Raw genomic sequence first — 23383 nt, 5'->3', positions numbered from 1 at the left:
GTGAATCTGAAAGATCGCGACGCGGTCTAAGCACCGCCTTCAGACCGCGATCGGCGCCCTGATCGAGGCATCCGCCACATAGTTTTCCAGTCGGAAATCCTCGAAGTGGAACGCAAACAAATCGTCCACCGCCGGATTGATCCACATGGTGGGCAGCGCTTTCGGCGTGCGGGCAAGCTGCTCGCGCGCCTGCTCGAAATGGTTGTGGTAGATGTGCGCGTCGCCCAGCGTATGGACGAAATCGCCGGGCTTCAGCCCGGTCACCTGGGCCACCATCATCGTCAGCAGCGCATAGGAGGCGATGTTGAACGGCACGCCGAGGAAAATGTCGGCCGAGCGCTGGTAAAGCTGGCACGATAGCCGCCCTTCGGAAACGTAGAACTGGAACAGGCAGTGGCACGGCGGCAGCGCCATCTCATCCACCTCGGCCGGATTCCAGGCCGACACGATCAGCCGGCGCGATTGAGGATTGCGCCGCAACTCTACGAGAAGTTTAGCGATCTGGTCGATCTCGCCGCCATTGCCATCGGGCCCAAGCGTCGGCCACGAGCGCCATTGCTTACCATAGACCGGGCCGAGGTCGCCGTTCTCATCCGCCCATTCGTCCCAGATGGAGACGCCATGGTCGTGCAGATATTTGATATTGGTGTCGCCGGCCAGGAACCACAAAAGCTCATGGATGATCGACTTCAAATGCAGCTTCTTGGTCGTGGTGACCGGAAACCCTTGCGAAAGGTCGAACCGCATCTGATGGCCGAACACCGAGCGCGTGCCCGTGCCGGTGCGGTCGCCGCGGTCGACGCCATTGTCCAGCACATGCTGCAAGAGATCGAGATACTGCCGCATCAGTCCTATCCGATTCGATGATGCCGCCAGTGTAACTGCACAATCGGCCACCGAACACAGCAAACCGCCCGGCTGCCGCCCGCGCCCACAGCTTCAAACGCGGCCCGCCGTTGAAACCGCGGCGGTCGCGGCTCGACGTTTCGGCCGTATTGCCCAGTGATTTCGAGCGCTGACGATTCGCGTCAGGGTGAGCCGAAAATGGCGACGTTCGAGAACCGGAGCGGAATGTACTTAAGCGTACATGAGCACCGGAAGCGCAGAAAATCGCCATTTGCAGGCCACCATGGCGTGATTCGATTTTAGAGGGATTTGAGTTTGCCCAGTTCCTTGGCCACCAGATAGTAGAACGTCACGCGGCCCTTGGAATTGTCACCGGCCATCGCCTTGGCAACCTTGGCAACGGCGGCTTCGGCCTTGGCGGCGTCGACGCCAAGCTTCTTCACGCCCCAATTGTCGCGAACGCGGTCGAGTTCCTTCTGGTCGCTTGCCGAGACAAGCGAGGAATCGCGGTTGCGAAGCGCAATGCCCAGATGCTTCACGATCTTGTCGACGATGGCAGCGTCCGCGCCGGCATCGTACTTCTTCACGTCTGCAAGGTAATCAGCCATAGAAATTCCCCTCATCGGAGCCAAATTTCACGTTCTGCGCCGGGGAAAATAGCCTGCTGCAACCTGCACGCTAGGTGAGTCCCCCCGCACCACCGGCGAACCTTCAAGAAACTGGCCTGACGAGTCAAGACTCCGCATTGCATTCCCCGCGGTCCACAACCGCAAGCCGGTTGCTCTTCCATTTGCCGCCGCGGCCCCCTATATTCGACCTGTCGGCTTGACCGACTATGGCGATAAATGGGCGATGTAATAAGCCGTTCGGACCCGGGGGCGGTACCCGGCGCCTCCACCAAAAACCGCTTCGCTTGGCAGAGCGGCTTTTGATGGGGGCGAAATAGGATCGACGAAGGTGTAAAGATCGTACTTTTGCCCGGCATTGTACCACCGTTATCGGGCTAAACTTGTAGTTGCAAACGACAACTATGCGGAAGCACGTCTCGCAGCGTAAGCTGTGCGATCGCTTCAAATTAAGTCCTAGTGGTTCGCACTTCTAGGCGGGGTTCGGAGGTACCTGGCAACAGAAACCTCCACTTCTCCCCTCCTTGATCTACCGAATTTGCCACACGCTCCTTGTCCGCGCGTGATCCTCCGCATTTCACGCGCCGCCCCGGCAAAGCCCCGCTCTTCTCGGAGACAACGGAATGAAAAATTCCAGCCGTTTCATCGTCGTCACCGGCGGTCCCGGCTCCGGCAAGACGACCCTGATCGAAGCCCTGCGCGCCAGCGGCTTCGCCACATCGCCTGAAGCCGGCCGCGGCATTATCCAGGATCAGCAGGCCATCGATGGCCCCGCTTTGCCTTGGCGCAACCCTGGCCTGTTCGCCGAACTGATGCTGTCTTGGGAATTGCGCTCCTATTCAGCCGCCAAAGCCAAGTCCGGCCCGGTATTCTTCGACCGAGGCATCCCCGATACGGTCGGTTACCTCAGGCTGAGCGGTCTTGCGGTGCCGGCTCACATGCTGGAAGCCGCCCGGCAGCACCGCTACCGGCCCCAAATCTTCATCACGCCGCCATGGCCGGACATCTTCAAGCAGGATGCCGAGCGGCGGCAGACCTGGGAAGAAGCGGAACGAACCCATGCAGTGATGGTCGAGACCTACTCCGGCTTCGGCTATGAACTGGTGACGCTGCCCCGCGCGCCGGTCGGGGGCCGCGTCCGCTTCATTCTGGCGCAGATCGGTGTGTCCGCACCGCAAACCTGCCCCTGACTCGACCGCAATTGCCCCGTCTCGGTCATCCGTATGTGCCATTTCCCGCCCGCCAAGGACTAAAATGCAGGGCTGCATCTGGCCACTCCAACGAAGCCTTCTATATGCGCATTGCGTATATGCGGTTTACGACGCCTCCAAGCTTGATTACAGCTAATCGGGCGATTCAACGGAACTACCCATGGCCGACGACCACATCCGCTACGACATTCTAGCCCAGGAGGCCCTGCGCGGCGTCATGCGCAAGGTGCTGGCCGAAGTCGCGCGCGCCGGCCTGCCCGGCAACCACCATTTCTTCATCACCTTCCTCACCGGCGCGCCCGGCGTGCGCATCTCCAGCCGCCTGCGCGAGCGCTATCCAGAACAGATGACCATCGTCGTCCAGTTCCAGTATTGGGACCTCAAGGTCACGGACGCCGGCTTCGAAATAGGCCTTTCCTTCTCCGACGTCCCCGAGAAGCTGGAAATTCCGTTCTCGGCCGTGCGCGGCTTTTATGATCCTTCCGTCAATTTCGAGCTTGAGTTCGACGTCAAGACGGAACTGTCGGAAGAGGCTGCCCAGCCGACAGCGGCGGAGCCGACTCCGATCGCCATTGTCACCGAAACCAAACCGACCTCGGCATCGAAGAAGAAATCCGCCGAGGCGGAAAAGAAGGGGCCTGCCGCCGACGCTGCCGCAGGCAAGGGTGCCGATGTCGTTTCGCTCGACGCCTTCCGCAAGAAGTAGAAGGCCGCAAGCGGGCATCCCGATGGCCGAAATCGTCAATCTGCGTCAGGCCCGCAAACAGAAGGCGCGCACCGACAAGGAGCGAATCGCCGCCGAAAACCGCGCTATCCATGGCCGCAGCAAGGCGGAACGCCAACTCGAAAACCTGCGGGACCGGAAAGCCTCGGCCTTTCTCGATGGCCACCGCCGTTTGCCTGATGACGAGTCGGACGGCCAATGATTGGCCGGGCAGCGACCCCTCGCTCGTCCCTGCACTGAGCCGCCATGGCGATCGTCGAAAAGCACTCCGTTACCATTCGCGGCCATCGCACCAGCTATTCTCTGGAAAAACCGTTCCACGATGACCTCGTCGCCATCGCAGCCAGCCGCGAGATGGCGCTTGCCGCCCTGATCGCCGAAATCGACGAGAACCGGCCTCGCGACGCCAATTTGTCGTCTGCTCTCCGGCTTTATGTGCTGGACTGGGCCAAGCGGCGATAAAGCAGCGGGATAATGACATGCATAAAAACATATACTTAGAGCGCGCCGGCGAATCTGAAAGATCGCGACCCGCTCTAGCACGTATGGAAGCCCAGTCGTGCAGCAGCCTCAGCCGCCACCCAGCGACTTGAGCAGATTCTGGATCGAGAACGGCTCGAGCTTCGGCGCCGAAGGCTCCTGTGCCGCCGCATTGTCGTTGGCCGGAGGCAGCGGTTTTCTCTCGACACCCGGCAATTGAGACGGACTGTTGCGCTCGGCTTCCAGCCGTGCCCGCTCCTGCTCGGCGGCCTGCAACGCCTGCTCGGCCTTCTGCCGCTCCAGTTCTTCGCGTGCCTTTTGTTCGACCGCTGCCTGTGCCTGTGATTCTGCTTCGGCCTGCGCCTTGGCTTGCGCCTCGGCCTCGGCAGTTGCCCGCACCTCTGCTTCAGCCTTGGCAGCGGCTTCCGCTTCCGCAGCCGCTTTTGCCTCCGCCTCGGCCTGCAGCCGCGCTTCCTCCTGCTGGCGGCGCAGTTCTTCCGCCGCCCTTTCGCGTTCCGTCTGCAAGGCCGCGTAGTAGCGTGTCTCTCGCCGCAGCCTCTGCTTTTCGAGCAGCACCGCTTGCATCGCCTCGACCCGCTGCTGTTCCTTCTCCAGCGCCCGCTGCGTCAGGAATTGCGCCAGCGGCGTGCTGTCGAAACTGCGCGCCGTCGCACCCGGCGCACCCTCGATGGCGAAGTTCAGCGCCGGTTCCGAACCGACCAGCGCTTCATCGCCCGGCACATAGGTCACCGTCCCATGCGCCGCCACCGTGCCTGCCGCCAGGTCGGCGCTGAGATCGGCGCTCAGTTGCGAGGCGGCATTGGCAAAGGTCACCGGCGGTGCGCGCAGCACGCCGTTGGCGATGGTGAAGGCGATATCGGCATCCTGCGCCGGAAAATTGCCCTGCGCCGCGATTTCCGGCGCGAACGCGGCTGTGTGCGCCGCATCGATATCGCGCCCGATCGCGTCCGCCTTGGCCAGGAAAGCCGGCAAGGCATCGGCGTTGAGATTGTCGATCCGCACCCCCTTCAGCGATGCCGTGCCCGACCCGGAAAGTGCCGCGATCATGCCGTCCACCGATTTGCCGCTGGTCGAGACCGAAGTGGTGAAATTGCCACTGCCCGAAATGCCGGCATCGGGTAGCGCTACACCCAGATCCGCCCCCGAAACCGTCATCTGCCCGTTCAACAGCCCGGTCCCGCCGGTGTTCTTCAGGTCGAACAGGCCGGAAAGCACGCCGCCGAACAGCTTGGCTTGCAATTCCGAGACGCGAAGCCCGCCGTCATCCAGTTTCATCGAAAGCGTCGCGTCATAGGCGCTGGCGAAGCGGCCGGCAGCCAATGTCGCCGTGCTGATGTCGAGTTCGGCGCTGAACGGAACCGCCGGCTTCTGCGCAAACGGCGCGGTTGGCCAACCCTTCGCCGCCGGTGCCAGCGAGGCGTCCCCGAACAGCATCACCGCCGCCGGGTCGAGGTCGATTTCGTCCACTATTATCGCGCCGGTCAGCTGCGGCTTGCCGCCCTTGATGGCGGCATTGATGTCGCCCGAAACCGCGATCTCGTTGACGGCGCCGGTCAGGCCTGTCAGCACCAGTAGCCCGTTGGCGTAGTCGGCTTCGGCGCTGAAACCCGCCGATGTACCCGTACCCATGCCGGGCAGCGCGACACCCGTCGTCATCAGCCACGGCTCGATGTCGGCCGCCTCCAGGCTCACCTTGCCCTTGATGGCGGGGCCTTGGGCAGAAGCAGCAACGGTGCCGTCGAAATCCGCCTTGAAGTCGTTGCCGTTCAAACTGGCGGTCGTCGCCATGCCGTCGCCCAGCGTGCCCTTGGCGGCAATATCGGTCGTGCCCGCGCCAGTCATGCCGAGCGGCAGCGTCGGCAGCCCATAGAGCGCCAGCAGAGCCGTCGCATCGTCGTTGCGGGCGTCGAACGTCAGCGCCACCGGCGCATTGGCCAGGTCCGCCACCTTGCCTTGAGCCGACAGCGTGGCCGAGAAGGCGGAACCTCCCGCCGCGCCTTGCGCGGAAATCGCCAGCCCGTTGCTGCCGTCGCCGTTTTCCGCCGCACTTGCCACCACGTCGATGCGCGCATCCTCAAACAGGCCGCCATAGGCCTTGGCGCGCTCCGCCAGCCCTTTCAGCAAGGCATTGCCGGGATAGCGCTCCGCCGCCGCATCGATCAGCGGCGCAAGGTCGACCGCCACCACCGTAGCGTCGAGACTTCCGGTCGGGCTCGCCGGAAAATCCTTGATACGGCCTGTCGCGCTGATCGAAGCGCCGGCCAGGCTGGTCACCGCCAACCGGTCGATCTCCAGCGCGCCCTCGCGCAGCCTCAGCGCCGTATCGAGCTTGTCCGCCGTCATGCCGCCGGCATCCACCGGCCCGGCAACGATCTGGAAATCGAGATCGTGATCGGCGAAGCGATTGGCCCCCTTGTCGCTGACGAAGATCGAGGCGAAAGCCGCCAGCCCCTCCACGTCCAGTTCGCCGCCGTGCAGTTCCATCGCCACCGATGGCCGCGCATCGCCGGGCTCCTTGGCCTCGATGCGGCCATTGAACTTCGCCTTGCCGAGAACGAGTTCGAGATCGCTGAACGTCTGGCTCCGCTCGCTCATCTCCACCTCGGCCTTGAAGCCGGCTGCGGGCAGGCGCCGGATCGCTTCGTCCACGTCCTTGGCCAGCCATGCCGCAAAACCTGACGGCTGCGCCACGGCCAGCAGCAGCGATCCCTTGAAGCCGAATGCATCGCCGGTGCTGAGCTTGCCCTGCGCTTCCAGCGTCGTGCGGCCCGGCAAGACAGCGCCCAGCGAATGCACGATCCAGCCGCCCTCGGCCGGTTCGGCCGAGACATGCACGTCGCGGATCGTGGTATCGCCCGTCACCACCGCCGGCAGCTTGACCTCGACCGAGCCCGGAATGGTCGGCCTCGGCATCTGCTGCAGCGCTTTTTCCAGGCCGGCGACCCGCTCGGCCAGCGTCAGGCCGGAGCCGGCATCGCCCGTCACAGCCTCGTCGAACTGCACCTGTGCGCCCGACGCCTCGATGCGGAAGCGCGGCTCATCGCCATAGTCGATCGAGGCGGTGCCGTCGGCGGTGTAGGGATTGTCGAGCGGGCCTGTCTCGAAGCGGAATTCGTCGATGCCGAGTTGTTTGTGATCGAGATGGAATTTGCCGTTCAGGCGGTAGCCGGGGTCCGCCTTGGCGGCGTTCACCTGCACCATCTCGCCGCTGCCGTCGCGCAGCGTCACCTGCCCCCTGTCGTCTTCGAGCATCTTGAACTGGCCGGCATAGAGCACCGCGCCCTTTTCCACGCGCGCATTGCCGTCAGTCTCGATGGTCAGCGGATAGCCGTCCGGATCGAGCCGCAACCTGAGCCGCATCTGTCCGTCCTCGGCAACCCGTCCGGTCGAGGCCGTCAGCGCGGTGCGAAGGCCGTCGAACAGCAAAGAGCCGTCCAGCCGCCAGGGTCCGACCAGCGACTTGGCCGAAACGGTCGAATTGATCTTGGACAGCTTATGGCTGCGCCCGCCCGCCCCGTGGTGAACCTCGACCTCGCCGTCGGTGATGGTCAGCTTCTCGATGACGATCTGGCTGGCGTCGAAGGGCGATGAGGGTCGCACCGTCCAGTCGATAGCGCCGTCGGCGCCGACATCGATCGTGCCTTTCGGCCGCACCAGCCGCATGTCGAAGATCAGCACTTCGCCGCGCAGGAACGGCGCCAGTTCCGCATCCATCGAGAACGTCTCGACGGTCATTGCAGGTTGGCCATCCGGTCCACCCGCCACCGCGACGTCGGAGAAGGTGACCGATGGAAACGGCAGCAATCGTGCCGTGGCGTCGCCCCGTACCGTCACCGTGCGGCCCAATATGGCGCTCGCCTCGCGCTCGAAATCGGCGCGGTAGCCTGTCCAGTCGACGAACGGCGGCACTGCCAGCGCGGCAATCAGCACCAGCACAACAAGGCCGCCAACGATCACGAACAGGCGAGCGAACATGTCCTCACTGCAAATCGGCGAAAAGTTCCGCGCACTCTAGAGCCTCCAGCCGGAAAGTGGAAACCGGTTTCGGCGCAATCCGACGCTCAAACAATGAGATAGACCGTTCGCGTGTCGATAAAGAGGCACCCGCCTTCGCAGGGCTGCCCGTGGATCCGGTCACGCCGGCAATATCTTCCCCGGATTGAGGATATTCAGCGGATCGAGCGCCTGTTTGATCGTGCGCATCACGTCCACACCGTGACCGAGTTCATGCTGCAGGAAACCGGCCTTGCCCTGCCCGATGCCGTGCTCGCCGGTGCAAGTGCCGTCCATGGCAATGGCGCGCATGTTCAGCCGCGCCACGAACGCCTCCACCTTGGCGATTTCGGCCGGATTGTCCGGGTCCATCAGCACCAGCGTGTGGAAATTGCCGTCGCCGGCATGGCCGACGATCGGGGCAATCAGCCCCATCTCGGCGATATCCTCCTCGGTTTCGGCCACGCATTGCGCCAACCGCGAAATCGGCACGCAGACATCCGTGGAAAGCCCCTTGGCGCCCGGCCTCAGCGTCAGCGATGCCCAATAGGCGTTGTGGCGCGCGTCCCACAGCTTGGCGCGTTCCTCGGCCACGCTCGTCCAAAGAAACGGCCCGCCGCCTTGCTCTTCGGCGATCATGCCGAAACTTTCCGCCTGCTCGGCCACGCTGGCTTCGCTGCCGTGGAATTCGAGGAACAGGCACGGGCTTTCCGAGTAATCGAGCTTTGAATAATTCTTCATCGCCCGCATCTGCAAACCGTTGACCAGTTCGATGCGCGCCACCGGAATGCCCATCTGGATGGTCGCAATCACCGCCTGGCAGGCTGCTTCAAGCGTCGGAAACGGGCACACGCCACCCGAAATCGCCTGCGGGATGCCTTGCAGCCGCAAGGTGAGCGCGGTGATGATGCCGAGCGTGCCTTCCGAGCCGACCAGCAATCGGGTGAGATCGTAGCCGGCCGCACTCTTCTTCGCCCGCTTGCCCGTCGTCACCGTCTCGCCATCGGCCATTACCGCCGTCAGCGAAAGGACGCTTTCGCGCATGGTGCCGTAACGCACGGCGTTGGTGCCCGACGCCCGCGTCGCCGCCATGCCGCCCAGCGAGGCGTTGGCGCCGGGGTCGATCGGAAAGAACAGGCCGGTATCGCGCAAATGCCGGTTGAGGTCTTCGCGCGTGACGCCGGGCTCCACCGTGCAATCGAGGTCCTCGGCGTTGACGGCAAGGATGCGGTTCATGCGCGATGTGTCGAGCGAAATGCCGCCGCCCGGCGCATTGACATGCCCTTCCAGCGAAGAACCGACGCCGAAGGCGATCACCGGCACGCGGTGGTCGCCACAGGCGCGCACGATCTCCTGCACTTCCGCCGTCGTCTCGGGAAACACCACCCCATCCGGCACCTGGTTGGGGATGTAGGTCGTGGTGTGGCCATGCTGCTCGCGGATGGACTGGCCGGTCTGGAAGCGCTCGCCGAACCTTTGCTTGAGAATGCCGGCAACGGCGGCGATGCCGTCCTCGTTGCGTTGAACCGCCATCAGGTCGCTCAGAGCCATGTTTCCTCCGCGAATGGACCCTTGCCACACATGTAACGATCCGTACTGTGCCGTTCGCACCTTTTTGTCCAGCACATCGAACGTCGAATGGAGAATAGCCCAGCATGACCACCGCCCCCTTCGTCTCCCGCGTCATGGACATCGAGAAGGACTGGATCGACTATAACGGCCACCTCAACATGGCCTATTACAACGTCCTGTTCGATCGCGGTTCCGACGAGGCCTTCGAAGCGCTGGGGCTTGGTCCGGCCTATGCGAAAGAGCGGCGGCTCACCATCTACACGGCGGAAGTCCACGTCTGCTACGTGCAGGAACTCCACCTCGACCACAAAGTCGCCGTCAGCTTCCATCTTCTCGATTGCGACGCCAAGCGCCTGCATGTCTTTCAGGAAATCCGCCACGTCGACGGCTGGCTGGCCGCCACCTCCGAATCCATGTCGCTGCATGTCGACATGACCGGCCCCAAGGTCGCGTCTTTCCCCTCCGACATCATGGCCAATATCGAGGCGATGCGCGCCGCCCACGCATCGCTTGCCGTGCCCGAACGCGCCGGCCGCTCGATCGGCATTCGACGCAAGAAAGCCTGACCGTCATATATCGTTACCGCGACAGGCCGACAAAGATGGGGATGGCGGCCTATTCGGTTTGCATCGAATCACCAGCGCCGCCACTCCAGTGTCATGGACACGCAAGACAATCTGCCGGCTCCGCAACGGCGGCACGTCGCGGCAAACAGCGTCACGCTGGAAGCCGAGCGGCTGGCTGCCGATCCGCGCCTGTCCGACTACGATTTCTGGCGTTCGCTGAAGAACCTGGAAAACCGCATCTTCGAGATCGTCGCCAATCGCGACCCCATCCCCTTCGACATGGTCCGCTGGCGCGCCATCCTCAAGCAGGCGCGTTCAAGGCGCAACTTCTCATCGCGAAACTGAATCAGGCACTTCTCTAGAAGGCGAAGGAAACCGTCGAGGCCAGCGCCATCAATGCCGCGATGCCGATCAGCGCGGCATAGATGCGCGGCAGGTCGAACAGCACCACATGCCCGGCGATCCATGCAGTGAAGGCTGCGCCCAGCGCAAACAAAAAGCCGTTACGGTCGCCGATGGCGAGATTGGCCGCCATCAGGCCGCCAAGGATAAGTGCGCCGAACACGATAATGACCGCGATACCGGCCTTGTCGAAATTGTCGTCCATTCCTCGTCCCTTGCCGCCGGCCTGCCTCGACACAACCGAGGCCATTGATACGCGCGCCGACCCGGACAGACTTAAACGACCACGCAGAAGGGGCAAGGCCAAACTCGCCGTTTACGCCCAGATGCTTCGCCGGTGTGGATTTCAGGAAACGCTTTTCCAGGTATCGGCGCACCGCCGTCACCTGAATCCCGGCCCCGTCTCCAGGCGAACAAAACACCAACACGCTGGCCTTTCGTCGCCGAATCACTACATTCGGGTGCGATGTCCGGTTTTCCAGACGACATGCCCTTCTTCGACGAATCGGATGCGCGGCGCCCTGCCCCGTCCGAAGGCTCGTCCGCGCCTTCCGGCATCGCCGCGCGCGCCATGGCTGCGCGCCACGGTCAGGGCGGCCAACCCGATTACCTGAAAGGGCTGAACCCCGAACAGCGGCTGGCGGTGGAGACCACCGAAGGCCCGGTCCTCGTTCTGGCCGGCGCCGGCACCGGCAAGACGCGCGTGCTCACCACCCGCATCGCCCATATTCTCAGCCAGGGCAAAGCGTGGCCCAGCCAGATCCTCGCCGTCACCTTCACCAACAAGGCGGCGCGCGAGATGAAGAACCGCATCGGCTTGCTGGTCGGCGAGGCCATCGAGGGCATGCCGTGGCTGGGAACCTTCCACTCCATCGGCGTCAAGCTCCTGCGCCGTCATGCCGAACTCGCCGGCCTGCGCTCCGACTTCACCATCCTCGACACCGACGACGTCATCCGCCTCATCAAGCAGTTGATCCAGGCCGAAGGGCTTGACGACAAGCGCTGGGCGCCGCGCACCTTCGCCCAGATGATCGACGGCTGGAAGAACAAGGGCCTTGGCCCCGCCGATATCCCGGAAGGCGACGCCCGCGCCTTCGGAAATGGCCGCGGCCGCGAACTCTACCGCGCCTATCAGGATCGGCTGACTACGCTGAACGCCTGCGACTTCGGCGATCTTCTGTGCCACCCGATCCGCATCTTCCGTGCCCATCACGACGTGCTGGCCGAATACCACCGCCGCTTCAAATACATCCTCGTCGACGAGTATCAGGACACCAACACCGCGCAATATATGTGGCTGCGCTTGCTGGCCCAAAGGCCAAAGCAATCTGCTAATCTTCCGGCCGAAAGCCGAGCAGCCGACCGGCTGCCGGGCGACGTTTCGCCCGCCCCCGCGGAGGGCCAGCCGCCAGAGGCGGCGATGCGGCCCGTGAGCGAGAGAAACCCCGCGAGCGAAAACAAACCAACACAGCAAATTAACATCTGCTGCGTCGGCGATGACGATCAGTCGATCTATGGCTGGCGCGGCGCGGAGGTGGACAACATCCTGCGCTTCGACAAGGATTTTCCGGGCGCCACTGTCATCCGCCTCGAGCGCAACTACCGCTCCACCGCGCATATCCTGGGCGCGGCCTCGCATCTCATCTCCCACAATGAGGGCCGGCTCGGCAAAACCCTGTTCACCGACCGGCCCGACCCCGAAGACGCCAAGGTCAACGTCCACGCCGCCTGGGATTCCGACGAGGAAGCCCGCGCCATCGGCGAAACCATCGAGGCCTATCAGCGCGGCAAGCACCCGCTGAACGACATGGCCATCCTGGTGCGCGCTTCCTTCCAGATGCGCTCCTTCGAGGACCGCTTCATCGAAATCGGCCTGAACTATCGCGTCATCGGCGGCCCGCGCTTCTACGAGCGCCAGGAAATCCGCGACGCGCTGGCTTATCTGCGCGTCGTCGCCAACCCCACCGACGACCTCGCCTTCGAGCGCATCGTCAACTTGCCCAAGCGCGGCCTTGGCGAATCCGCCATCCGCCAGATCCACGACACGGCGCGCGCGCTCCGCGCTCCGATGCTGGAGGCCGCCGGCAAACTGGCCGAAAGCGACGAGCTGAAGCCGAAGCCGCGCGCGGCCCTTCGCGAGGTCGCCGCCAATTTCGCCCGCTGGCAGGGCCAACTGGAATCGACGCCGCACACTGAACTCGCCGAGACCATTCTCGAAGAGAGCGGCTACACCGATATGTGGAAGAACGACCGCTCCGCCGACGCGCCGGGGCGGCTGGAAAACCTGAAAGAGCTGATCCGCTCGATGGAGGAGTACGAATCGCTGCGCTCCTTCCTCGAACATGTCGCCCTGGTCATGGACGCCGAGCAGAACGAAGACCTCGATGCCGTCTCCATCATGACGCTGCATTCAGCCAAGGGGCTGGAATTCGAGACCGTATTCCTCCCCGGCTGGGAAGAGGGATTGTTTCCGCACCAGCGCGCGCTCGACGAAGGCGGCCGCTCCGGGCTGGAGGAGGAACGCCGCCTCGCCTATGTCGGCCTCACCCGCGCCAAGAAGAACCTGCACATCTGGTTCGTCTCCAACCGCCGCATCCACGGCCTGTGGCAATCGACCATCCCGTCCCGCTTCCTCGAGGAACTGCCGGAAGCCCATGTCGAGGTGGCCGAGGCCGGCAACTCCTATGGCGGCTACGGTAATCCTTACGGCGGCTCGTCCTTCGCCTCAGGGCGCGGCGGCCGCCAGAACCCTTATGGCGCTTCGCGCTTCGACAGCCTCGGCTCGTCGTCAGGCGACCAGAAGTCGGACAATCAGCGCGGCGGCTCCTTCTCCAACACCTATGCCACGCCGGGCTGGCAGCGCGCCCAGCAAAACCGCACCGAAGCGACGAGCCGCAACTGGGGCACCCGTTCCGGCCACGCCGTCGAGCGCATCGGCTATGGCGAAACCGATTCCGGCTACGGCGCCGGGCGCGGCTCGGTCAAGGGCCGCATGATCGAGGGCGAACTGGTGGCGAAATCGGTGGCCGACGCTCCCTCGCCCTTCAGCGTCGGCGACCGCGTCTTCCACCAGAAATTCGGCAACGGCAACATCTCGGCCATCGAAGGCAACAAGCTCACCATCGACTTCGACCGCGCCGGCCAGAAGAAGGTGCTGGACGGGTTTGTCAGCGCGGTGTGAGCGGCGGGTTTGCCCCATTGATAAACCTGGACTTGATTTAATGCATGTCGCCCGAAAATGGGAACGGTTTCGGGATAACGACATGCATAGAAACAGGTACTTAGAGCGCAGCCAGCGAATCTGAAAGATCGCTCCACATCTAGGACCAATCGACCGCGCCCAGTTCCGCTACCCCCGCATCGCCTTGAGTTTTTCGGCGGCGGAGGCGGCAAGGTCGCAATAGCGTTCCTCCAGCTTCTCGGCTGCCTCGATCACCGGAAAATCGTGGCCGAACTTCTCCAGCGCCATGCGCAGTTTCTCCACGAACTCAGCCTGCTTCTCCAGCTCCGAAAACAGCGCCTGCACCTGCGCTTCGCTGACGTCGGGATTGTCAAGGATGGCCGGCACCTCGCGCGCCGTCTGCTCGCCGGTCGCACTCTGTTCGCGCAGGATCTCGACCCAATCGGCCACCGTCCGTCTCCTCGCCTTGGCAATCATCCCGTTGCCGCGACCATGCCCGGTTCGCAACAGACCGGTCAACCTCACGCTGCCGTCTTGCGCGCGCCGTTCTTGGGCGAAACGAGCTTGCGCGCGGCCTTCGTCTTGGCCTGCCTGGCAATCTCCTTGTCGTGGCGCGCTGCCGCCTCCTCGCATTTGCGGCGGATTTCCTCCACTTCCGATTCGGTCAGGTGCTCGATCCCGATGAAATGGTTGTGCCCGCTCCCCACCCGTATCAACTCGTCGAGCTTGGCCTGGATCGCCGCGCCGTCGCGGTTCTGAGTGTTCTGGATCAGGAACACCATGAGAAAGGTGACGATCGTGGTGCCGGTGTTGATAATCAGCTGCCACGTGTCGGAAAAACCGAACAACGGCCCGCTCACCGCCCACCCCGCAACCACCGCAACGCAAATGGCAAAAGTCAGCGGCAAGCCGGTCAGGTAGGCAACCGCGTTGGCCACCTTGGTGAAGTGTTTCTCCAGCATGCGCGCCAGTCCTCGCTGTCTGCCCGAAAGAACCGCCTCGCCGGTCACAAGGTTCCGAACAACCTCGAATTTCATTGCAACCGGATGCAACCTTAAAGTTGCGCACTACATAAACTTCACCTTATAGGAGAAATGAGACAGTGCGGTTGCAGGCAAGAGAGCCTGTTCCTTCCGCTTCAGGGCGGTAACCTCCGGCCCCTTCCGCCGCGCCACCCCCGCATGGCGGAAGGGGTCCGAACGCCGGATAGCAAGACATGAACCCAGCTTCACGGCGCAAGAGACAGCGATCGGCGAAGCTGCATCCTTGCCGGGCCATGTTGTTCGCATTTGCCCTCACCGCGCCGGCACAGGCCGAACCGGCAGCCCCGGCCACAACCGCCAGCATCGAACGGCACTGGACCAGCAACGCGCTGGACAGCGATCGCGCCGTTGCCGATTGGGTGACGCTGCTGCGCGGCTCATCGCAGCGCCAATGGGGCGACGCCGACGCCAATGCCGGCATGGGCGCTGCTTTCGAAGCGACACGCCACGACCGCATCACCTTTGAGGACGACCGTGCGCTGGCCTTGTCTGCACATGCCTTCCGCCGACTTTCCGCCGCAGCCGAATTGCGCGGTTCCCTCAACTACCGCGTCTCCAGCACCGGAGACGACCTCGACCTTGGCGCTGTGGTGATCGGCACCCGCGCCCTGAAGCAGGAGGTGAGCGGTCAAGCGCAATTGGGCATCGATCTCGGCAATGCAACGACGCTGATCATGGAAGCTTCGGAAAGTTTCGAGACCACCGGCAGGACCCGTTTCGAAAACGCGATCCTTGCACCCGCGCGGCTCGACCCTGACGTGAACCGCTTCCAGCTTCTGGCACGCGTCACCCGCACGGTCGGCGCCCTGGCCTTCGGTGGCTCGGCCTCGACCCTTGTCGCGTCGGTCGAGCGGCTCGGCTTCCCGCCGGTCGCGCTCTCCTTCGTTCTCACGGCGATACGCGCCGAATGGGCAGTTCGGGAAAAAAGCGGCCTGAGCCTCGGCCTTGCTCTGGGGGTCGAGTGGCTGCGCGGCACGCAAGACATCTACAGCGGGATCAGGCCGACATGGCAGTTGCGGCTTGCACAACCCTTGCCGCACGGCTTTGAACTGCGCACCGCCTGGTTTGGCCGCTACGAAACCGTCGAAAGCGACGACCCGCTTGCCTCATGGCTGCAACGGGCCGAACTGGAATTGGGCTGGAAGGTCAGCGAACGGTTCGCACTCGCCTCCGGCGTCTTCTGTGAAGCCAGGCAAAATCTCCTGTTCGAGAACGAGGAACGCAGCCGCGGCGTCTACGCCGAAGCCACCTATGCATTGCGCAAACCGCTCAGCCTCGTGGTGCGGATCGACGCCTCCAGCACTTTCAAGACCATCATCGAGCAACGCGAAAAAACGCTCGACGCCTTTGTCGGCCTGCGTACCGACATCTGATCCGGTCGTCCCGCAAAGTGGCAGGAGAGTGTGCAAGGCTCTCCTGCCCGCATGAACGCCATGCTGCAGTCTCCAAGCTGTGTCAGGCTTGGGCGGTTACATGCCAGGCATCCATGCGACCCACCTCAGTGGTGCCGGCTACCCATCTTGTAGCTGTTGCCGCCGAACAGGTTCACCCCGATCCCGCTCAGCACACCATTGATGCCGCTGCCGATATTGGTCTTGTTGCCGTTCAGGATGCCGGACACGACATTGCCGCTCAAAATGGCGTTGCCGTTTCCGATCCCGTTCAGAACGCTGACATTGCCAAGCCCTACCGAGGGCGAGACGTTGATCAGCCCGCTCGACAGGCCGTAGTTGCCGCCGGTAGTACCCCAGCCACCACCGGCCTGGGCGCCAACGGTCCAGAAGGAAACGGCTGCGGCAGCAAGTACAACAGTGATCTTGTTCATGACTTTCTCCTTTGTTGCTGACGGTGTTTCCTTCAACTTCCGACGATTACCTCCGAGATCAGGATATGGTTTCATGCAAATAATGCAATTACAGATTGTAGTATTTCATATACACAACCCGTTTTCCAATTTTTAACGCTAATCTTTTACCTTAAGTGACGTGGTTACCGTCAGGCTTCGCCGTCTTCCCAACGGTCGAGAAATGCCTCGATCGGCAAGGCCTGCATGTCGGGAACGGCGCGGCCGAGCTTTTCCGCCGGCCAATCCCACCAGGACAGGCGTTCGATCCGTGCCGCAGTCTCGGCCGGAAAGCGCAAGCGCAGCACCCGCCCCGGAGAACCGGCAACGATGCGGTAGGGTGCGACGTCGCGCGTCACGACTGCATTGGCGCCGATCACGGCACCGTTGCCGATGGTCACGCCGGGCATCACCACCGCGCCGTGTCCGATCCACACATCATGACCGATGGTCACCGCCTTCGCCTGCCGGCGCTCGCGAAAAGCAGCGTCAACGCCGAGATAGCGGAAATACTCGTTCGGGCGATAGCTGACCTTGTGCTGGGTCAGCCGCTCGATCGGGTGCTCAAGGGCGTTGATACGGGTATTGGCTGCAATGGAGCAGAATTTGCCGATGGTCGAATAGATCGCTTCGGCATGGCGTTCGAAATAGGTGAAAGCCCCAACGCTCACCTCGCGCAGCACCACCCGCTCGCCGATCGACACGAAGGGCGCCAGCCGGCACCCCTTCAACTCGGCGGTCGGATGAATGCGCGGCTCGGAATCCCTCGGCATCGGCTGCTCGCTCATGCATCGGCTGTACGACGCCGCCCGACGCGCCGCAAGCCGTCCCATGGTGCTGGGGAATTCAGACCAGGGTGAGCCGAAGTTGCCGCTTGCAGGTCACCATCATCTGAATCCTATTGCGGCTTGCCCTTGCTCCACTCAACTGCCTGGCCATAGAGCGGCACCGACGTGATCGACATCTTGGCCGAACCGTCCTGCACCTGGCGCGAATGGGAAAGGTAGATAAGCGTGTCGTTCGCCTTGTCGTAGATTCGGTTGACCACCTGCTTCTTCCAGATCAGGCTGATGCCCTGCTTGAAGACCTCTTCGCCATCCTCGCCCAGATTGATGTCGCCGATCCTGATCGGTCCGGTCTGGCGGCAGGAAATCGAGGAATCGGAGGGATCCTCGAACCAGTTGCCTTTCTGCAGGCGGTCGATCACGCCACGATCGAAATAGGACACATGGCAGGTCACGCCCTCCACCTTGGGGTCCTTGACCGCTTCGATGACAATATCGTTGCCCAGCCAATCGACGCCGACCTTGCCGACTTCCTGGGCGAAAGCCGTGCCTGAAAGGATTGCAATGCCTGCAGCCGCGAGGCCGCCGATCAGATGTCGCCCGATAAGGTTGTGCAAGGAACGCTCCCTGGTTGCATTCGCAGGAATTGCAAGTGGTGCGCCGGAGCCGGAAATGCAAGCACATCTTCCGGTGCCTTGCGGCATCAGGGCGCCTATGCTGCCTTTGCAGGAAGCGCTAACAGTGCGGACTGAAATCCTGCGCACCATTTTGTTATTCGTCGCGGCAGGGATTTGCGGACATGTTTGGCGCGGGCAGCCTGTTGCCCGTGAATTAATGCGGAATTCGTCTCATGATGCGCTCGATCCTCATCGGAATCCTCGTCCTGATGGCCGCCGGCATCGGCTGGCTCACTTTCGATTGGTACAGCACCCGCTACAGCGGCGAACCTTTCGGCGCGCCCTTCGCCCTCATCGACCAGACGGGCCAGCCGATCACCGAGGCTGCGCTGCGCGGTCATCCGAGCGTGGTTTTCTTCGGCTTCACCCACTGCCCCGAAGTGTGCCCCACCACATTACTCGAAATGGCCGGTTGGCTGAACACGCTGGGCGACGAGGGCAAGGGCATCAACGCCTACTTCGTGTCCATCGACCCCGAACGCGATACGCCCGAGATCATGAACACCTACATCTCCAACTTCTCCGACCGCATCGTCGGCATCACCGGCCAGCCGGACAAGGTACAGGCCATGGCCAAATCCTTCGGCATCTATTCGAAGAAAGTGCCGACCGAGGACGGCGACTACACCATGGACCACACCGCCTCCGTGCTTCTGCTGAACGCCAAGGGTGACTTTGCCGGAACCATCGCTTATGGCGAAAGCGCCAGCAACGCCCTCGCCAAGCTGAAGCGGCTTGCGGCCGAAGGCTGACCAACACGGGACATCTGCCCCTTATGACCCAGACGCGCCTCTACCTGACCACGTCGAAGGCCGAGGCCGAGCGCATCTTCGCCGCCATGGAATCAGCTTTCGAGGACGACGGCTGGCCGTTCTCGGTGCTCGAGGTGGACGAGGACCGCGACATTCATGAGATTTCCCTCTACGCCGATGGCGACATCGACGCCGTCGAGGCGCAAGTTCTCGCTCTGCTCACCGCCCTTGCTGTCGACAAACCGCTGGAGCGCGAAACCGTTCCCGACATCGACTGGGTCGCCCGCTCGCTGGAAGGGCTGAAGCCGGTCCGCGCCGGGCGCTTCTTCGTCCACGGCGCACACGACCGCGACCAGATCAAGCCAGACGACATCGCCATCGAGATCGAGGCCGGCCTTGCCTTCGGCACCGGCCATCACGGCACCACCGCCGGCTGCCTCGAAATGCTGGAGAGCGTGGTCGCAAGCGAGCATCCGCGCAACGCGCTGGACCTCGGCACCGGCAGCGCGGTGCTTGCCATCGCCCTGGCCAGGCTCGCCGCCATCCCGGTGCTGGCGACCGACATCGACCCAGTCGCCATCGAAGTGGCCACCGCGAACGTCCAACTGAACGGCGTCCCGGACCTGGTCGAGACGGCCACCGCCACCGGCTTCGACCACCCCGTCTTTGAGCGAAGTGGCCCCTTCGCCCTCATCGTCGCCAACATCCTCGCCGGCCCGTTGATAGAGATCGCGCCCGAAATGGTCGTGCATCTCGAACCAGGCGGATCGCTGGTGCTTTCGGGCATCCTGGACCGCCAGCATGATGCGGTCGTGGCCGCCTACATTGCGCAAGGCTTCCGCCATATCCGCACCCTGCACCTTGAAGGCTGGGTCACCATTCACCTGAAGCGCTGATCTGGACCACTCCCCGGCAATTGTCAGCCCGTTGCGCTACCGCTACCGTCGATCCACATAAAACCGAACCACTCAGAAAGCGGGGCATCCGATGTTCCAGAAATTCGATTCTGCCGGCGATCCGTCGGTCGGCAAGCCCCATGTCGCAAAGCTGCGCCAATGGCTTGCCGCCAACAAGCTGGACGGTTTCCTCGTTCCGCGCGCCGACGAGCATCAGGGCGAGTACGTTCCGGCCCGCGCCGCGCGCCTGCGCTGGCTGACAGGTTTTTCCGGCTCCGCAGGCGTCGCGCTGATCCTTGCCAACCGGGCCTTCGTCTTTGTCGATGGCCGCTACACCCTCCAGGTGCGCAGCGAAGTCGACCTCGAGGTCTTTTCCATCGAAAGCCTCGTCGACAACCCGCCCCCGGCCTGGATCAGGGACAATCTCGCCAAGGGAACGCGGCTCGGCTTCGACCCGTGGCTGCATACGATCAGCGAGGTCAAGGCGCTGCAGGCATCCGCCGATAGAGCCGGCGCCGAACTCGTTCCGGTCGAACGCAATCCCATCGACAGCGTCTGGGACGACCAGCCTGAACCGCCGCTGTCCCTGGCCGAGATCCATCCCATCGCCTTCGCCGGCGAACTGGCCAGGGACAAGCTGGCCCGCCTGGCCACCGCTATTGCCAAGGACGGCGCCACCCACGCCATCCTGACCGACCCGTCCTCCATAGCCTGGGCCTTCAACATTCGCGGCAACGACGTGCCACACACGCCGCTGGCGCTGGGCTTCGCCATTCTTGGCGCTGACGGCCGCCATCACCTGTTCATGGACAGCCGCAAATTCTCGCGCGAGGTGGCCGCCTACCTGACCCAGCTTGCCGCGTTGCACGAACCCGGCGAATTCGAGCCGTCCGTCAGCACGCTCGCAAAAAGCGGAGCCGCCATCGCCCTCGACCCGGTCCTGGTGGCCGACAGGTTGCGAACGCTGGTCGAGGACAATGGCGGCAGCGTCGTCGCAGCCACGGATCCGGCCCGCATCCCCCGCGCCACCAAGAACCGCGCCGAGATCGACGGCAGCCGCGCCGCCCACCGGCGCGACGGTGCCGCCGTCGCCAGGTTGCTCTGCTGGCTCGAGCGCCAGCAGCCCGGCAGCCTCGACGAGATCGCAGTCGTGACGAAGCTGGAGGACTCCCGCCGCCTCACTGGCGAGGAAACGCAGATGCCGTTGCGCGACGTCTCCTTCGCCACCATTTCCGGCGCAGGTCCAAACGGCGCCATCATGCACTACCGCGTGTCGCGCGCCACCAGCCGCAAGCTCGCGGATGGCGAACTGTTCCTGCTCGATTCCGGGGCGCAGTACCAGGACGGCACCACCGACATCACCCGCACCGTTCCCGTTGGCCAGCCGACCGAGGAGATGCGCGAGCGTTATACGCTGGTGCTGAAAGGGCTGATCGCGATTTCCACGCTGCGCTTTCCCGCCGGCACGCGCGGTTCGGAAATCGACGCCATCGCCCGCATGGCGCTATGGCAGCATGGCCTCGACTACGCCCACGGCACCGGCCACGGCGTCGGCTCCTACCTCGCCGTTCACGAAGGCCCGCAGCGCATTGCCCGAACCGGCACGGAAAAGCTGCTCGAAGGCATGATGCTGTCCAACGAGCCCGGCTACTACAAGGAAGGCCACTACGGCATCCGGCTGGAGAACCTGATCCTGGTCACCCCTGCCGAGAGCCTGCCCGGCGGCGACATCGCCATGCACGGCTTTGAAACGCTGACCCTTGCGCCGTTCGACAAGAGGCTGCTTCGCGCGGACCTGCTGACCCGCGACGAGTTGCACTGGCTCGACACCTATCACGCCCGCGTGCTGGCCGAGATCGGACCGATGCTCGACGGCGAAACACTGGCATGGCTGGAGAAGGCGACCGCCCCGCTCCCGCACGACGCCAAGAGCTGAGCGCATCACCGGCACGACTGAGATTCAGGTCAGGGCGAGCCGAGAATGGCGGCTTTCGAGAATCGGAGCGGAATGTACATTTGGGTACACGAGCACCGGAAGCGCAGGAAGACGCCTTTCGCAGGCCGCCATCACCTCGCTCGAAGATTCAGGTCAGGGCGTGCCGAGAATGGTGGCTTTCGAGAACCGGAGCGGAATGTACATTTGGGTACATGAGCACCGGAAGCGCAGGAAGACGCCTTTCGCAGGCCGCCATCACCCGAATCTGTCTATCCCACGAACTGGCGCGCGAGAACAAGCACCACCGCGCCCGCCAGGAACATGGACATCAAGCCGCCGCGCAGCGAAACCAGGCCGGCGACGATCAGTGCCGCCCATTCGGCTGGTCCCGCCCCCAGTGCCGCAGGCGCGACCAGCGTCGTCAAAACTGCAGCCGGCACGGCATTGAGGCCGGCCTCCACGCGCGGGTGAATGGTGTCGAACCGCGACAGAACCAGATGCCCGCCCACGCGCGTCAGATACGTCGCGATGGCACCGGCAATGATGATCCAGAAGGTCGTGCTCATGGCAAATGCTCCGGATCGACGCCGATGCCGCTATGGCTCGGCGGCAGGATGACCGCAAGCGCAACGCCGGCGACGGCGCCCAGCGAGACGTGCCAGGGCGAGCCGACCACCTTGTAAGCGACGATCGAGGCAATGGCGCTGACAACCACGATGGGCAGCCACAGCGGCCGCTTGCGGAAGTCCATGACGAGGCCAAGGAAGTAGATTGGCAGCAGGAAGTCGATGCCGAGGGCGCTGGTATCGGGAATGAGTTGGCCCGCGATCGCGCCGGCCAGCGTCAACGCGTTCCAGGATACGTAAACGGTCAGGGCCGCGCCCATATACCAGACGAAGCCGACCTTGCGGCCGGACTGCGCCTCACTCTCGGCAAATGCATATTGCGGGTCGGTGAGCAGGAAATAGGCGATCGCCTGCTTCGGCCCCGACCAGTGGGCGAGGCTTCTGCCGATCGAGGCGGAATAAAGGACATGCCGGAAGTTGACGGCGAAGATCGACAGCACGATCAGCCAGGGCGCTACGTGGTGGCCGAACAGTTCGATGCCGACCATCTGGCTGGCGCCGCCGAACACGGCCGCGCTCATCAGGAAGGCCTCGAAGACCGAAAAACCGTTGTCGACGGCAATGGCCCCGAACAGCATGGCAAATGGGCCTGACGCGACAACGACAGGAATGCTGAGGCGTGCACCTTGCCAGAACGCGCTCTGAGTCGATTGCACTGATATCGTTTGCGAAGACATGAACCGGCCCTTCGAGAGGCACCGTATGTATGCAGTGCACAGTGCCCTGTCACACGAATTCGGTTGAGCCAATCGATCAGTGGAAATGATCGATACATCGACAACACAGCGCCATCCCTGAAGGAGCGAAGTGGAGATTTTGAAGCCGCGTCATCCCTGAAGCGAGCCGCTGCGGCAAAATAGAACTTCGTCATGCCGGCAAAGGGAGCGATGGCCGCGAGCCGGAAACCTTCTCGTGACATGTCGGCAGTAGGCCAGCGGTCCAGACCTGGGAACAGTTCGACACCGCGCCAACGTTGGAAGCTGATCGCGGCGGTCAATCGTGGATCAAACCAACCCCCTTCACCTCGCCAACCGGTTGATCTCGCTCGCTTCGAGCAGAAACCGCCGGCATTCTTGTCCACACCCTCGCCACTCCATGCATACTCCCCGCCATCGCTCTTGCGGGAACCGGCTGCGCACCGGGCAACGGTTAGAGCGGCGGTGACCTCCCCCCATTGGTTCGGCGCCAGTGGACCCGAGGGCA

The 23383-nt window shown here is 63.4% G+C and carries 23 protein-coding genes and 1 other RNA gene; 12 read left to right on the top strand and 12 right to left on the bottom strand.

Annotated features, from left to right (window positions below; all coding sequences use genetic code 11):
• Positions 1-39: 39 nt before the first annotated feature.
• Together ASD64_RS17355 and ASD64_RS17350 are read right to left on the bottom strand one after the other, a co-directional pair.
• Positions 40-846 (bottom strand): thymidylate synthase, encoded by an 807-nt coding sequence (locus ASD64_RS17355; protein ID WP_056107480.1) that lies wholly within the window; start codon positions 844-846, stop codon positions 40-42.
• Positions 847-1145: 299 nt separating this feature from the next.
• The gene (locus ASD64_RS17350) at positions 1146-1454 is read right to left on the bottom strand and encodes a DUF2853 family protein (protein WP_056107477.1); all 309 of its coding nucleotides are present in this window, start codon (positions 1452-1454) and stop codon (positions 1146-1148) included.
• Between the two features lie 172 nt (positions 1455-1626).
• Between ASD64_RS17350 and ssrA the strand changes: the two genes are divergently transcribed.
• From ssrA to ASD64_RS17330, 5 genes are all read left to right on the top strand, one after another.
• Positions 1627-1986, top strand: a transfer-messenger RNA (tmRNA) gene (ssrA, locus tag ASD64_RS20760).
• A 109-nt stretch (positions 1987-2095) separates the two neighbouring features.
• The gene (locus ASD64_RS17345; protein WP_056107474.1) at positions 2096-2662 is read left to right on the top strand and encodes an AAA family ATPase; all 567 of its coding nucleotides are present in this window, start codon (positions 2096-2098) and stop codon (positions 2660-2662) included.
• Positions 2663-2843: 181 nt separating this feature from the next.
• Entirely contained in the window at positions 2844-3389 is a 546-nt protein-coding gene (locus ASD64_RS17340; protein ID WP_056107472.1) for an SspB family protein, read from the top strand.
• 22 nt (positions 3390-3411) lie between these two features.
• On the top strand, positions 3412-3609 hold the full coding sequence (locus ASD64_RS17335) for a DUF4169 family protein (protein WP_056107470.1): 198 nt from the start codon (positions 3412-3414) through the stop codon (positions 3607-3609).
• Positions 3610-3653: 44 nt separating this feature from the next.
• Positions 3654-3869, top strand: coding sequence for a ribbon-helix-helix domain-containing protein (locus ASD64_RS17330; RefSeq protein ID WP_056107467.1), 216 nt, complete (start codon positions 3654-3656; stop codon positions 3867-3869).
• A 108-nt stretch (positions 3870-3977) separates the two neighbouring features.
• Here ASD64_RS17330 and ASD64_RS17325 read toward each other — a convergent pair whose 3' ends face one another.
• A complete protein-coding gene (locus ASD64_RS17325) occupies positions 3978-7883 on the bottom strand; it encodes an AsmA-like C-terminal region-containing protein (protein WP_056107464.1) in 3906 nt (1301 codons plus the stop codon).
• A 159-nt stretch (positions 7884-8042) separates the two neighbouring features.
• Positions 8043-9452: an FAD-binding oxidoreductase gene (locus tag ASD64_RS17320; protein ID WP_056107461.1), complete on the bottom strand. Its 1410-nt coding sequence runs from the start codon at positions 9450-9452 to the stop codon at positions 8043-8045.
• A 104-nt stretch (positions 9453-9556) separates the two neighbouring features.
• Between ASD64_RS17320 and ASD64_RS17315 the strand changes: the two genes are divergently transcribed.
• Together ASD64_RS17315 and ASD64_RS17310 are read left to right on the top strand one after the other, a co-directional pair.
• The gene (locus ASD64_RS17315; RefSeq protein WP_056107459.1) at positions 9557-10039 is read left to right on the top strand and encodes a thioesterase family protein; all 483 of its coding nucleotides are present in this window, start codon (positions 9557-9559) and stop codon (positions 10037-10039) included.
• Between the two features lie 93 nt (positions 10040-10132).
• Positions 10133-10384 (top strand): hypothetical protein, encoded by a 252-nt coding sequence (locus ASD64_RS17310; protein ID WP_056107456.1) that lies wholly within the window; start codon positions 10133-10135, stop codon positions 10382-10384.
• Between the two features lie 13 nt (positions 10385-10397).
• On the opposite strand, the gene ASD64_RS17305 is transcribed toward ASD64_RS17310, so the two are convergent.
• On the bottom strand, positions 10398-10646 hold the full coding sequence (locus ASD64_RS17305; RefSeq protein WP_056107648.1) for a hypothetical protein: 249 nt from the start codon (positions 10644-10646) through the stop codon (positions 10398-10400).
• A 261-nt stretch (positions 10647-10907) separates the two neighbouring features.
• Between ASD64_RS17305 and ASD64_RS17300 the strand changes: the two genes are divergently transcribed.
• The gene (locus ASD64_RS17300) at positions 10908-13622 is read left to right on the top strand and encodes an ATP-dependent helicase (protein ID WP_056107453.1); all 2715 of its coding nucleotides are present in this window, start codon (positions 10908-10910) and stop codon (positions 13620-13622) included.
• 168 nt (positions 13623-13790) lie between these two features.
• On the opposite strand, the gene ASD64_RS17295 is transcribed toward ASD64_RS17300, so the two are convergent.
• Together ASD64_RS17295 and ASD64_RS17290 are read right to left on the bottom strand one after the other, a co-directional pair.
• Positions 13791-14072, bottom strand: coding sequence for a hypothetical protein (locus ASD64_RS17295; protein WP_056107645.1), 282 nt, complete (start codon positions 14070-14072; stop codon positions 13791-13793).
• 71 nt (positions 14073-14143) lie between these two features.
• Positions 14144-14584, bottom strand: a complete 441-nt coding sequence (locus ASD64_RS17290; protein WP_056107642.1) for a low affinity iron permease family protein — start codon at positions 14582-14584, stop codon at positions 14144-14146.
• A gap of 254 nt (positions 14585-14838) precedes the next feature.
• Here ASD64_RS17290 and ASD64_RS17285 point away from each other — a divergent pair, with 254 nt between their 5' ends.
• Positions 14839-16038 carry a hypothetical protein gene (locus ASD64_RS17285; protein WP_056107450.1) on the top strand — a complete coding sequence of 400 codons (1200 nt, stop codon included), beginning with the start codon at positions 14839-14841 and terminating at the stop codon, positions 16036-16038.
• A gap of 125 nt (positions 16039-16163) precedes the next feature.
• On the opposite strand, the gene ASD64_RS17280 is transcribed toward ASD64_RS17285, so the two are convergent.
• From ASD64_RS17280 to ASD64_RS17270, 3 genes are all read right to left on the bottom strand, one after another.
• Entirely contained in the window at positions 16164-16490 is a 327-nt protein-coding gene (locus tag ASD64_RS17280; RefSeq protein WP_056107448.1) for a hypothetical protein, read from the bottom strand.
• Positions 16491-16660: 170 nt separating this feature from the next.
• Positions 16661-17281: a DapH/DapD/GlmU-related protein gene (locus tag ASD64_RS17275; RefSeq protein ID WP_274533367.1), complete on the bottom strand. Its 621-nt coding sequence runs from the start codon at positions 17279-17281 to the stop codon at positions 16661-16663.
• 125 nt (positions 17282-17406) lie between these two features.
• On the bottom strand, positions 17407-17910 hold the full coding sequence (locus ASD64_RS17270) for a CreA family protein (RefSeq protein WP_244480833.1): 504 nt from the start codon (positions 17908-17910) through the stop codon (positions 17407-17409).
• A gap of 233 nt (positions 17911-18143) precedes the next feature.
• Between ASD64_RS17270 and ASD64_RS17265 the strand changes: the two genes are divergently transcribed.
• From ASD64_RS17265 to ASD64_RS17255, 3 genes are all read left to right on the top strand, one after another.
• On the top strand, positions 18144-18722 hold the full coding sequence (locus ASD64_RS17265) for an SCO family protein (protein WP_056107444.1): 579 nt from the start codon (positions 18144-18146) through the stop codon (positions 18720-18722).
• A 23-nt stretch (positions 18723-18745) separates the two neighbouring features.
• Positions 18746-19618, top strand: coding sequence for a 50S ribosomal protein L11 methyltransferase (locus tag ASD64_RS17260; protein ID WP_056107441.1), 873 nt, complete (start codon positions 18746-18748; stop codon positions 19616-19618).
• Positions 19619-19709: 91 nt separating this feature from the next.
• Entirely contained in the window at positions 19710-21554 is a 1845-nt protein-coding gene (locus tag ASD64_RS17255) for an aminopeptidase P family protein (protein ID WP_056107438.1), read from the top strand.
• 269 nt (positions 21555-21823) lie between these two features.
• Here ASD64_RS17255 and ASD64_RS17250 read toward each other — a convergent pair whose 3' ends face one another.
• Positions 21824-22120: an AzlD family protein gene (locus ASD64_RS17250; RefSeq protein WP_056107433.1), complete on the bottom strand. Its 297-nt coding sequence runs from the start codon at positions 22118-22120 to the stop codon at positions 21824-21826.
• On the bottom strand, positions 22117-22857 hold the full coding sequence (locus ASD64_RS17245) for an AzlC family ABC transporter permease (RefSeq protein ID WP_056107431.1): 741 nt from the start codon (positions 22855-22857) through the stop codon (positions 22117-22119). Before ASD64_RS17245 ends, ASD64_RS17250 begins: the two co-directional genes overlap by 4 nt.
• Positions 22858-23383 lie beyond the last annotated feature (526 nt).

Source organism: Mesorhizobium sp. Root157 (genome assembly GCF_001427385.1).
Taxonomy (GTDB): Bacteria; Pseudomonadota; Alphaproteobacteria; order Rhizobiales; family Rhizobiaceae; genus Mesorhizobium.
Note: the sequence above shows the minus strand (reverse complement) of the source record. Positions and strands in the feature narration are given on the sequence as shown.